Here is a 12850-nt window from a genome sequence, read left to right on the forward strand (position 1 = left end):
TGCCGATTGCGGATTGGAAAAGCGGGGATAAAAACGAAGGGGCATAAACAGTGAACGGCGAGCGTCGGGTTCGGCTTTCGGAACGACCGGACGACGGACTGTCCGAGCGTAGCGAGTCCCGGAGGACAGTGAACGAAAAACGACTACACGACCGACGGGAATGTCCCCGCCCCGGAGGAGTTATCCCACTTGCAATTGTAGATTTACAATTAAACGAATTAAGAGATTCTGTGATTATTTTATCCGATAATCATTCCGATAATCGTGGCCGACATCAATGAGGCCAAAGTACCTGCCAACAAAGCTCTCATACCAAATTTGGCCAAAAGGGGTTTATTTTTAGGGGTCAATCCTCCAATTCCCCCGATTTGAATACCGATAGATGCAAAATTAGCAAAACCGCACAGGAAATAGGTACACATGATTACGGATTTCATCTCGGCAAAAGCGCCTGCCGTCTTCAAACTGGCCAAATCCACATAGGCAATGAATTCGGTCATAATCACTTTTTGTCCCAAAAGACTACCAGCATGCACGATGTCCGCAGGACATATACCAATTAACCACATCAAGGGAGCAAACAGATACCCTAAGATCAATTGCAACGACAATTCATGCTGCTTCCCGTCCGTCAGATCGGCAATCCAATCGTTCAAGCCTACGATATGTCCAAACTTGGCAAATAAATAATTGGCAAAAGCGATAAAAGCAACAAACACCAACAACATACCGGCAACATTCACGGCCAGTTTGACTCCTTCGGAAGCCCCATTGGAGATCGCATCCAAAACATTTTTACCTACTTTATTCTTAGGAACCTCTATCGTATTTTGAATTTTCCGTGTCTGGGGAATCAATATCTTAGCAACGACGACAGCCCCGGGAGCGGCCATCACGGAAGCTGCCAATAAATGTTTAGCGAACAGTAATCGTTGAACCGGATCCTCTCCGCCCAAAAAACTGATATAAGCTGCAAGGACACCGCCGGCAATCGTTGCCATTCCTCCCGTCATCACTAAAAATATTTCAGAAGGAGACATATCATCCAGATAAGCTTTAACCATAAGAGGAGCTTCTGTCTGTCCCAGAAATATATTTCCCGTAACCGACAACGACTCCGGCCCGGTCAGATTCATCAATTTAGTCATCGCCCAGGCCATCCAATATACCACCTTCTGTATAATCCCAAGATAAAATAACAACGAAGTCAAGGCGGAAAAGAAAATAATCGTCGGCAACACCTGAAAAGCGAAAATATACCCGCTCTTGGTGGTATCCATCAATCCGCCTAACAAGAACTCACTTCCGGCACGTGTAAAATCCAGTATGGTAACAAATATCTTTCCCACGAAATCAAATACGGCTTGAACCGGAGGAAAATATAAAATACCTACGGCCAAGATCAACTGTATTGCCATACCAATCCCCACAACCCGCCAGGATATCCCTTTACGATCGCTACTAAACAACCAGGCTATCCCAAGTATACTTACCATACCTATAATTCCCCTCAAAATAGACATAAACGAAATATGACTTTCGATATTTACCGCACTATGTATTCCTCCTCCGGCTTGAGCGAAAAGGTTCCCTGCCGTCAACACCAGCAATCCTATCATTAGCCCCGTTATTTTTCCAATCTTACCCATATGTATTGTTATTGATGTTTATTATTCATAATAAGCAGGGCGAATTTACGCTTTTTAGCGATAGAAAAGATTCTTTTTAACAAAAAAATCCATAGTTTTGTCACGGGTACGATCCTTATATCTTACGCAATTGAAACACACGAATAAATCTATATTTATGAGAAGAATAATTTTATGGTTTTCCGGAATACTACTTCTGTTAAACCTTTTACAGGCTTGTTCATCCAAACCGGAAGAAGCACAACTTACCATCTATTGTACCAGCGACGTACACGGCAGCATTTTCAATTACGATCTAAAAAGAGGGAAAGAAACTTCTCAAAGTCTCGCCAATGCTTCGACCATTCTCAAAGAAGCCCGAGCCAAGGACTCATTGAGTACGATCTTGTTGGACGGCGGTGATTTTCTTCAGGGCCAACCTTCTATCTACTATTATAATTTTATTGATACCATTACCCCGCATATTCAGGCTCAAGTAATGAACTACTTAAAATACGATGCCGCCGCCGTGGGGAATCACGATATTGAGGCCGGACATCCGGTCTACGACCGTATCAAAAAAGAATTTCAATTTCCTTGGTTATCCGCAAATCTAATCGATCGTAAAACAGGCAAACCCTATTTTACACCTTATATCGTTCTGGAACGCCAAGGAATCAAAATTGCCGTTTTGGGAATGACGACTCCCAATATTCCTCAATGGTTACCGGAACACCTTTGGCAAGGAATTGAATTCGAAGATATGATCGAATCCTCGAAAAAATGGATCGACATAATTCAAAAACAGGAAAAACCGGACATGATCATAGGACTTTTCCATTCCGGGTACGACTATACCTACGGTGGTGCCAACGAAAAAACACCTAAAAACGAAAACGCCAGCAAATTGGTTGCTCAGCAGGTAGACGGATTCGATATAATTATATTCGGCCATGACCATACAGAGAAGCAAGAAGAGTTGACGAATGACTTCGGTCACAAGGTTCTGTTAATGGATCCCAAATCCCATGGCACTTATCTTGGTAAAATTGTTGTTTCCCTGAAACGGAACGGTGACCATTATCAAAAATCTTACCGGAGCGAACTGATCGATCTGAACAAGGTAGCTACAGATAAGGATTACATTTCAACCTTTACCCCGGCAATAGACAAGGCTAAAGCATACATCAACACGGAATTGGGTACGTTCAAAAGTCCGCTTTCCGGACGGGATGCCATGTTCGGCCCTTCAGCTTTTATTGATTTTATCAATGAAGCCCAATTAGCAGAAAGCGGAGCGGAAATCTCCTTTGCCTCCATTCTCTCTCGGGATGCTTACATCAAAGCAGGTAAGATTACCATGAAAGACATGTTTAATCTTTACGCTTACGAAAACTCTCTTTACACGATGCAGCTTTCCGGCGAAGAAATTCGAAAATATTTGGAATACGCGGCTGCCGTGCAGTTCAATACCATGCAATCCAAAAAAGATCATCTGTTAAACTTTAAGAAAGATGCAGAAGGAGAGATTCTGACCAGCAGGAAAGGTTACCCGTTATTACAAAATGACTTTTTTAATTTCTCAGCTGCAGCCGGTATAAAATATACAGTGGATGTGAGTAAAGAACCGGGCAACCGGATTACCATCATCTCTATGGCCGACGGTACTCCCTTCAATCCCGAACACACGTACAAGGTAGCCGTAAACTCTTACCAAGGTAACGGAGGTGGAGGACACCTTACCCGCGGAGCAGGAATTCCCAAAGCAGAACTGACGAAACGCATCGTCGACATCCGGGAAAAAGATATCCGCTATTACATTGCGGAATATATCAAACGCCAAAAAGTATTGGACCCTCAACCCCGGAACGAATGGAAAGTCATTCCTGAAAAATGGTTTAAGAAAAGCAAAGAACAAGATTACAAATTGTTATATAGTAAATAAATCAAAGGGACGCTCAAAAAAAGCGTCCCTTTCCACAAATGAATTGACTTGTCTTGTTCCGAAAAAATTTATCGTTTTTATAAAATACCGTCCTTAAATTTACTTTTCTCTTCTATAATCCTAAAGCCATTACATGTCGGTTTTTATAACCTCATGTAACCTTAAATCAATATATGATTTCCGATTGAAAAGTCGCTCCGCTAATGTCCGTAAGTATCAGTTGATAACTTCCTTTAGGCAAATTGGAAAATACGGTATCTCGAAATGTCAATTCAGCCTTACCCCCGAGAGGAATTACCAAACTATGTTTCCCCGGCTTTATTTTTGCCACATATTCATTATGAATCTGTTCTTCCGGAAAACGGGACAACGCTTTCCCGTCCATATAAAATAAGGAATCTCTCCCTTCTCCTATCAATGTTACTCCAATCAAAAACGACCCGTAAACATCCACACCTTCCACTCGATAAATGGTAAAAGAGAGCTCCCCTCCTTTTATCGTGGCGTCCGATATCTCAATTTTAGGCTTTACGGATTTATTATGTAGAGGTCCCCATACCCCATTGTGAAATTCCTGATTGGTATAAAGTGATAATAATAGTATAACAGCGGCTCCTCCAACGGCGACCCTACCGCTCCACTTCACAGGTAACGGCAAAGTTCCCGAGGTCAGCCACAATAACCATTTTTTATTACTCCAGATAGGCCATTTTCTAAAACACCAGGCATCTACAGAATACCTTCCTCCTCCGGATAGAAACACCGTAAAACCGGCTGCAACACCTAAAATTCCGATTTGCCACTCGTCCAAACAGGTTGTTCCCAACCATCCGGACCCCAACAAGATCCCGGTAGCAAGACTCATGACCCCAACACTCATTAATCTGGTAAAAAAACCCAACATGAACAATAACCCTACAATCCCTTCAACTAAAGTAAAGACTACCATAGCCCACCATAATATCTCGGGATGAGTAACCAAATACTCTATAACGGAACGAATCCCTATCGAATTAGGCAAAAAATGATTGAATTTTTCCCCGATATATCCCGCTGAATCCGGAATTAATTTATTCTCCAATACTAAACGTCGCCAAAAAGCCGAAAAATAGGTCCAACCGACAACCAATCGTATGGCTAAAGTGTACAAACCGAACAAAGAATAATTTTTCCATTCTTCCTGATTCACGCGTGATGAGTTCATGACATTCCTTTTAAATAATTAAATTATAATATTTTTTTTATAAGTTCCGGAACCTCTATCTCACTATTCTTCATTTTTTCCAACTCTTCCCGTCCCTGTTCCGTCAAAGAAAAATACATCTGTCGTTTATCCTGATCTCCCATGATCCGAATGACCAAACCTTTCTTTTCCACGGACCGGATTACCTTTGACGCATTAGAGTTCGTCAACCCCAACTGTTCCGCAATCTCACCGGAAGATAACTTCTCCGCACGAGTAAGAGTACAAAGCAGCATCCCTTCATTTAACCCCAAATGATGCCTTATTTCCAATTGAGTTTCAAACTCCGCAATAGCCCGATATAAATCTCTGATCTTACAAAAAGTTTCCATGCAATCGACAACTTTAAAGGATTCTGTGATTAATAATTTAGTAATTGGGTCATTCTTAATTTACAATCTGTAATCCAAAATTTATAATTAAATTATTCCTTTCCCGATTTGAATAAGCTCAGTAATAAACCTCCCATCACCGCACCCCACAACGAACTATTCACCGGAGAAGAGGTTATCGGACAAGTCCCGCTTTCGCAACCGACAAATTTCCAATATAAAAAGCCTCCTAAAGCCCCCAGTATAATACCCAACATTGTAAGCCAATATCGTTTAAAAAATCTTTTTATCATAACTCCATTTTTTATTTGACAAACATATGATTTATTTTCCATTAAAACAAATTTCCAATGGAAAATAATATTTTATATAGAACGTTACGACAAGAAATATCTTCGAATCCTCTTCAGAATTACAATAGGTATTGAGAATGTGATGAAAAAACTGGCATAATTTATTTATAAAACGAAGGTAGAACAATTTCTCGACTTCCAATATAATAATACCCAAAAACTACCCTTCTTGAAAAATAAAACAACGTCCGCCTCTTTCACAAGAAACGGACGTTGCAATAAAGTGATCCAATTAATTATTGGAGTTCTTTATAACTATCTTCGATGTATTCGAATTTACCCTTCGCTATTCCTTTGTATTTCAACTCCCAGCTGGCACGCGGAGAATAACTCTTGAAACGAATAGTGTATTCGATCGTCGTTCCGTCGACTACCGGTTCCGCTTCCGGGTATTTCCCTTCCAGAACGGCCGGGAAACCTTCTGTAATCAAACGTTGCTTCTGTATCTCTAACACCTCTTCGTCCGACTTGCCTTTCAGTTCATTAACACCGGCCAACTCATCATATTTTACCAACATAGATACTCCCATATTGATATTTACATTATAGGTCGTAGAACCGAAATAGAACTCTCCGGTATCCGGATATTTTTCGTCTAAATAAGCATGTTTGTTTTTATCCACCCAATCCAGCATATACTGATAATCCGCTTTCCCCATCTCGAAGGTAATGTGAGGATTAGCAAACCATTTCTCTCCGTTATGCATGAATTGCTCCGCTTTCTGAGAAACCGGATTATATTTTACCCAAACACCTCCGGTAAAGGCATATTCGTCCGTGTATATAGAGAAACTGCTTCCCCCGTCGTTTTTATAGACAAACGTCACGACGTCCTTGTCTTGGGCATACGGATATCTTAACGTCAACAACTGAGGCAAATAATTGTCCGCATCGCTATTGAAACAATCGGTTTTACCCATCTGCTTAAAATCATCAGCCGTCACAATATAAATATCTTTTTGCGTGTACGGACTCCAGTTTCCATACCTCTCGCTATACGAGAATACGGCAACCACTTCATTGGTCAACACGGGATCCACTCCATCTGCCATCTCGAACTCAGGAGTCTTTCCGGCCAAAGTGCATTTATAAGCGACACTCTTCGGAGCGCTATTGTTTCCGTAAGTAGCATACCTGACGTTGTAAATCACATCCTTTACGGCCTTACTTCCCAATTTATTAACCAACAAAATCTTTATACCGGCTCTAACCTGTTGCAGAATAAAGGCATCCGTTATCGTCACTCCATGCTTGTCCTGATACTTCTCCCAGTCTTTTTTACTCAAATTAAAGTTCGGGCGATCAGCATCCACACCAAAATAAAACTCTTTGTTTCCGTCCACAAACTCCTCTTTGTTACTCTTCACCCAATCCAGGATAGTCTTGTAATCATACTTGTTCATTTCGAAGTTCACCACATCGGTAGTTTTTCCGTTTACCGCATCGGAGGTCTCGTTATACGTCACAATCAACAACTCTCCGTCTTCTCCCTCCGCATCGATAGCCTTTGTCATATTATCCCGGTTTGCAGGCATTCCCCCCGTAAAACAAAGATATTGAGCTACATCTCCTCCTACTTTTTTATAATCGGCTACCCCCAACGTCTTTTTATTTATTCTGGTTGCTGCCGTATAAAAATTATAGGTAACCATAGCTGTTGAATTTTTATTCAAAGCCGGGTATTTCGATGTTAAAAAATCAGGAATATAATTTTTAGCCGGAACAGAAGAAGAAAAATTCTTATTATCCGCAATAGTTTTCACCTTTGCAGAGTCTGCAGCGTTTTCGCAATGTTTATAAGCTAAAGAGGCGATCGTAGCGTAGTCCGCATCCGCAAGCGTGTAAACAATATCGGCATGAACAGGCTCTTTATTGGCATCCAAATCATCATACACATCCGACATGGGATTACAGGATGCCAACCCCAACAATGCCAACGTTATTAAATTATATATTTTACGCATATCTTTCAAATTTTAATGATTAGAAATTCAATCTCAATCCCAGTGTCCAAGTTCTACCAAATCCGTAATATACCAAAGAAGAAGCTGCATTATGGTAAGCACCGTCCTTTGCATCGGCAATGTATTTTGCATTAAATACGTTATTGATATTCGTGTACAGTGTAAAACGCACTCCCTTATAATCCAAACCGTAGCGCAAATTGGCATCTACCGTAACATAATTCGGCATTCTCCACGAATCGATTCCCTCTTCTCTTGCAGCAACACGGTTTTCAATCGTGTAATCGGAATAGTTCTTACCGAAGAAGTTCATATCGGCTCCGATCTTGAAACGGGTGAAAGGCTCATAACTTGCTCCTAAAGCAGCCGTCATCTGGGCCGAATTACCTACATGTACGTCCTTTACATATAATTTCTCATTCTCGCTGACAACTTCGTTGCTTGCATCCAGAACCACCATCGTCGGGTTATCGGTCAGAACCCAGTTACCCCAAGAGAACATTCCCGTTAGATTGAAATTATAAACGGGTTTGTATTCGGCTTCAAATTCCACACCTTGGTGACAGGCATTCAGTCCGCGGATATTAGCCACGTTTCCGTTACCGACACTCTTGGTCAAACCACGATCATTCCAGCGGGTATAGTAATAATTTATTTTGGCCGTCAATGTAGGCATCTCAAAACCATATCCTCCTTCAATGGTGTACACGGTCTCGTATTTCACGTTCGGAGTAATCACGTTCGTGTTATTCTTGAAAACCACATTAAAATAAGGAGCCCGTTTAAAATATCCGCCATTTAAGTAAACATTGTGATAAGCACCGAACTTATAATTAGCTCCGGCTTTCAAACTCCAAGGTAAGAAGTTTTGCCAGTTTGTTTTACGCATCGGGTCACCCTTTTTATAAGCACCGTTATCGATACGACGATACGCCTCGTCCGTCAAGGAGAAAGAGAGGAATCCAGAGAAATTATCTTTCACGTACTCTCCCTGGGCAAAAATACCGGCCCAAAGTACCTCTCCGGTATTATCAAAAGCAATCTTATCTCCTTTTTTCAACGCCACGTTAGGATCCTGATAAGCCAATAAATCAGACTTATTGTTATAATAAGCTCCACCCATCAAATCCGTAATTTTTATAAAGTGATAACCCTTATAGTAACGAACGTCCAAACCTCCCGTTAACTTAATATTATCGGTTATCTGATTGGTATAGGTACTTAATGCACCGTACCAGTCATGAGAGTTTATCGTATTGGCCAAAACCAACAAAGAACCGGTCGTGGAAGCCTGATTTTCTCTCATCACGGCATCGTAATCCAACAATCCGTCCGGGGTAAGTTTCGTCGACTCATAAGGTTTTCCATCCGTATAGTTGTATTCCAACCAATTCTTGTTAACACCATAGCTACGTCTTCCTCCTCCGTTAGAGAAAGATAAGTAAACTACCGTAGACAAGGAGGAACGCTCGTTAATCGTCCAGTAGTGATTCAAAGACATCTGAGGCTTATGATACTCGTTATAGGCATAAGGACCGTTGAATATCTCACCGTTTAAAATACCATAGCTGGAATTCCATCTCGTTCCGTTTTGGTTATCGCGATATTCCTGAATCGTATGCATTTGCCCGCGTTGATTGTGCCATTGCGGAGCACCGAAAGCGGTGAAAGAGAGACGATGATTGTCATTGATCCGTTTAGACACATTCACAAAATAAGCCCACGCCTCATAATTGGTTGCATCTACATAACCATGGGTACTTGCTGTTCTGGATCCGGCTAAACTTACGGCCCAACCGTTCTCCATCAATCCGGTAGAAACATTCACAGCGGCTTTTGAATAACCGTCATTACCTATTCCGTAATATAAGCCACCACCTCTAATAGCATCCGTACTTTTAGTAATCATATTCATGGTTCCTCCCACGGAATTAACGGCAAGCTTAGATGCTCCCAAACCGCGCTGCACCTGAATAAATTGAGTTACGTCAGAAAGGCTGGCCCAATTCGACCAGTATACTCTTCCGTTTTCCATATCGTTGATAGGAATACCGTTAATCAAAATACCGATATTATTAGAATCAAAACCCCGCATATTGATACGAGAATCCCCGTATCCTCCACCTTGCTTGGTCGCGTAAATAGAAGGGGTAGATTTCATAATCTCGGGAAACTCTTGACTACCCAATTTTTCTTCAATCATCAAGGGTGTGATATTCGAAATAGCTACCGGAGTTTCACGATCTTTTGTCACAATGGAAGCGGTCACCTTTACCTCATCCAAACCTACCGTTACAGGAGTAAGTTTTATGGTTCCCATATCCAATTCCTTATCTTTCAAATCTATCTCCTTCTTCAACTCCTCGTACCCCACATATCTGAATAGAATAACCATTTTCCCGTCCTTTTTTGTCTTAATCACGAAATTTCCGTCAATGTCGGCTGCAGCCCCGATGGAAGTCCCGTCTATCGTAGCGGTTGCTCCAATCAATGCCTCATTTGTCTTAGCATCAATAATTTTCCCTTTGATAACGCCGTCCGCTAACGTAGCCAACGACATACAAAGCATCGGAACAAACAACATCAGGCATTTTAATAACACTTTTCTCATAATCTAACTTTTTTAATTCGTAAGCAAAATAGTACCCTTAATGTTAATTAATTATTAATTATTTGTAAGATAAAAATTACATTTCACACTTCTTTTTATTTTTTATTAAGAGAGCTACAAAGGTAGTATTTCGATTCAATATATCTATTTTTTAGACGAGTTTAACATTTTACCAAAGGGGAACATTTCTCTTTATCAAATGTTAATTGTTTTCAACAAAAGAGGTGTTGTTCCTGTAATAAAGCCGGGACAACACCTCTTAAATATATTTTTGAAAATATGCTATTTATTGCAGTTGTTAGCGAATTTCAGACCCAGGTTTCAACGCTCTTTCCGGAGCCACAAAAGAAAGGGTTCCGTCGATATTTTCCGCCATTAAAATCATTCCCTGAGATTCTATCCCTTTTAAAGGTTTCGGCTCCAGGTTCACCAATATACTGACCTGACGACCGACAACCTCCTCCGGAATATAATACTCTGCAATACCGGACACAACCGTACGTTGATCTATTCCGGTATCCACCGTCAGCTTCATCAATTTCTTTGTTTTAGCCACTTTCTCCGCGGCAATAATTTTCCCCACACGAATATCCATCTTTGAAAAATCTTCAAAACTGATATTGGCTTTTGCTGGAGCCGCCTTCACGGCAGCCAACTCATTTGCTTTTTTAGTGGCCAACAGTTTATCGACTTGAGCCTGTATCTCGGCATCTTCAATTTTCTCAAATAACAATCCCGCTTCACCCAAACGATGTCCCGCCGGAATAACCTGATCTCCCATAATCTCCCAGGCTATCGGTTCTATATTCAGGAAACCTCGCAATTTCGCCGAAGAAAAAGGCATGAAAGGTTCCATCAAGGTGGAAAGATCGGCTGAAACCTGAAGACAAATATTCAAAATCGTCTTCACTCTTCCCTCGTCTGTTTTGATCACTTTCCAGGGTTCCGTATCCGCCAGATATTTGTTTCCCAGGCGAGCCAGATTCATCGCCTCTTTCAAAGCTTCCCGGAAATGGAATGTATCCAGGTTCTTTTCCACCTGCTCGATAATCCGAGGAATCTCGTTTAATACCTCCCGGTCGTAATCCGTCATTTCACCCCGTTGCGGTACCTGATTATCGAAGTATTTTTGCGTCAATACCAAGGTCCGATTGATAAAATTACCATATATCGCCACTAATTCGCTGTTATTTCGGGTCTGGAAATCTTTCCAAGTGAAATCATTATCCTTTGTTTCCGGGGCATTGGCAGTTAAAACATAACGTAACACATCTTGTTTCCCCTCGAAATCGCATAAATATTCGTGTAACCATACCGCCCAGTTCCGGGAAGTAGAAATCTTATCGCCTTCCAAATTCAAAAATTCGTTTGCAGGAACATTATCCGGAACGATATAAGATCCTTCAGCCTTTAACATGGCCGGGAAGATAATACAATGGAACACTATATTGTCTTTTCCGATAAAATGAATCATCCGGGTTTCCGGGTCTTTCCAATATTTTTCCCACTCCGGTGTCAAATCCTTCGTGGCCGAAATATACCCGATCGGAGCATCAAACCACACGTAAAGTACTTTACCTTCGGCTCCCTCTATCGGAACAGGCACACCCCAATCCAGATCCCGGGTTACGGCACGAGGCTGCAATCCGTTATCCAACCACGATTTACACTGTCCGTATACGTTCGGCTTCCACTCCTTATGCTCTTCCAATATCCATTTCTTCAACCAATCTTCATACTCATTCAGAGGCAAATACCAATGTTTGGTCTCTTTCAATTCCGGTTTATTTCCGGTAATTGCCGAAACCGGATCAATCAGATCCGTGGCATTCAAACTCGTACCACACGCCTCGCATTGATCTCCGTAAGCCCGTTCGTTTCCACAATGCGGACATGTACCGATGATATAACGATCGGCCAAAAATTGTCCCGCCTTCTCATCGTAGAATTGCATGGAGGTCTTCTCGATAAATTTACCCTCGTCATACAATTTTTTAAAAAAAGCAGAAGAGAGCTCATGATGGGTTTTGGAACTCGTCCGGGAATAGATATCGAAAGATATCCCTAACTCGGCAAATGAATCCTTTATAATCTTATGATAACGATCTACAATATCCTGCGGTGTCACCCCCTCTTTCTGGGCTTTGATCGTGATGGGAACCCCGTGCTCGTCCGAGCCACCGATAAAAGCAACTTCCTCTCCTCTTTTTCTCAAATACCTCACGTAAATATCTGCCGGCACGTATACTCCTGCCAAGTGCCCGATATGCACCGGACCATTCGCGTAAGGCAACGCTGTAGTAACTAAATTTCTCTTGAATTTGCTCATATTTAAATTTGAGTTTGTAAAGTTAAACGTCCCTAACATCCATAAAGCTATCCGTATTCAAGACCTTACAACCTCATAAACTTCATGAATCTTAGGAAACCGCAAAGTTAGAAAAATATTACCTAATCTATAATTGTGGATTGCAAATTTTAGATTGTAAATTGATATCTGCATCGATTCCGGTTTTACCATCTTTAAACCGTCAATCTAAAATTACAAGTGGGATAAACCCTCCGGGCCCGGGACATTCCCGTCGGTCGTGTAGTCGGTTTTCGTTCACGGTACTCCGGGACTCGCTACGCTCGGACAATCCGTCGTCCGGTCGTTCCGAAAGCCGGACACGACGCTCACCCTTCACTATTTATGCCCCTTCGTTTTTATCCCCGCTTCTCCAATCCGCAATCGGCAATCACCCAATCGCTTAATCTTTGAATCTTTGAATCTA

The 12850-nt window shown here is 41.5% G+C and carries 8 protein-coding genes; 1 reads left to right on the forward strand and 7 read right to left on the reverse strand.

Going from position 1 to position 12850, the window contains the following annotated elements:
• Window positions 1-239: 239 nt before the first annotated feature.
• Complete coding sequence (locus QZR76_RS13685; RefSeq protein WP_294143365.1) at window positions 240-1649, reverse strand: nucleoside transporter C-terminal domain-containing protein; 1410 nt, start codon at window positions 1647-1649, stop codon at window positions 240-242.
• Between the two features lie 157 nt (window positions 1650-1806).
• On the opposite strand from QZR76_RS13685, the gene QZR76_RS13690 reads away from it, so the two are divergent.
• A complete protein-coding gene (locus tag QZR76_RS13690) occupies window positions 1807-3573 on the forward strand; it encodes a bifunctional UDP-sugar hydrolase/5'-nucleotidase (RefSeq protein WP_294143366.1) in 1767 nt (588 codons plus the stop codon).
• A gap of 166 nt (window positions 3574-3739) precedes the next feature.
• Here QZR76_RS13690 and QZR76_RS13695 read toward each other — a convergent pair whose 3' ends face one another.
• The 6 genes from QZR76_RS13695 to metG form a co-directional block, all read right to left on the reverse strand.
• On the reverse strand, window positions 3740-4777 hold the full coding sequence (locus QZR76_RS13695) for a TQO small subunit DoxD (protein ID WP_294143367.1): 1038 nt from the start codon (window positions 4775-4777) through the stop codon (window positions 3740-3742).
• 23 nt (window positions 4778-4800) lie between these two features.
• Entirely contained in the window at window positions 4801-5148 is a 348-nt protein-coding gene (locus QZR76_RS13700; protein WP_294143368.1) for a winged helix DNA-binding protein, read from the reverse strand.
• A gap of 92 nt (window positions 5149-5240) precedes the next feature.
• The gene (locus QZR76_RS13705; RefSeq protein WP_294143369.1) at window positions 5241-5441 is read right to left on the reverse strand and encodes a DUF6132 family protein; all 201 of its coding nucleotides are present in this window, start codon (window positions 5439-5441) and stop codon (window positions 5241-5243) included.
• Between the two features lie 296 nt (window positions 5442-5737).
• Window positions 5738-7465, reverse strand: coding sequence for a hypothetical protein (locus QZR76_RS13710; protein ID WP_294143370.1), 1728 nt, complete (start codon window positions 7463-7465; stop codon window positions 5738-5740).
• 19 nt (window positions 7466-7484) lie between these two features.
• A complete protein-coding gene (locus QZR76_RS13715) occupies window positions 7485-10076 on the reverse strand; it encodes a TonB-dependent receptor (RefSeq protein ID WP_294143371.1) in 2592 nt (863 codons plus the stop codon).
• A gap of 298 nt (window positions 10077-10374) precedes the next feature.
• Complete coding sequence (metG, locus tag QZR76_RS13720) at window positions 10375-12405, reverse strand: methionine--tRNA ligase (protein ID WP_294143372.1); 2031 nt, start codon at window positions 12403-12405, stop codon at window positions 10375-10377.
• Window positions 12406-12850 lie beyond the last annotated feature (445 nt).

Source organism: uncultured Sanguibacteroides sp., assembly GCF_900543425.1.
Lineage (GTDB): Bacteria > Bacteroidota > Bacteroidia > Bacteroidales > Marinifilaceae > Gabonibacter.

What these genes read in the sequence shown, in the direction of transcription:
- QZR76_RS13685 (WP_294143365.1), bottom strand. Translation starts at nt 1,649, where the DNA reads ATGGGTAAGATTGGAAAAATAACGGGGCTAATGATAGGATTGCTGGTG.
- QZR76_RS13690 (WP_294143366.1), top strand. Translation starts at nt 1,807, where the DNA reads ATGAGAAGAATAATTTTATGGTTTTCCGGAATACTACTTCTGTTAAAC.
- QZR76_RS13695 (WP_294143367.1), bottom strand. Translation starts at nt 4,777, where the DNA reads ATGAACTCATCACGCGTGAATCAGGAAGAATGGAAAAATTATTCTTTG.
- QZR76_RS13700 (WP_294143368.1), bottom strand. Translation starts at nt 5,148, where the DNA reads ATGGAAACTTTTTGTAAGATCAGAGATTTATATCGGGCTATTGCGGAG.
- QZR76_RS13705 (WP_294143369.1), bottom strand. Translation starts at nt 5,441, where the DNA reads ATGATAAAAAGATTTTTTAAACGATATTGGCTTACAATGTTGGGTATT.
- QZR76_RS13710 (WP_294143370.1), bottom strand. Translation starts at nt 7,465, where the DNA reads ATGCGTAAAATATATAATTTAATAACGTTGGCATTGTTGGGGTTGGCA.
- QZR76_RS13715 (WP_294143371.1), bottom strand. Translation starts at nt 10,076, where the DNA reads ATGAGAAAAGTGTTATTAAAATGCCTGATGTTGTTTGTTCCGATGCTT.
- metG (WP_294143372.1), bottom strand. Translation starts at nt 12,405, where the DNA reads ATGAGCAAATTCAAGAGAAATTTAGTTACTACAGCGTTGCCTTACGCG.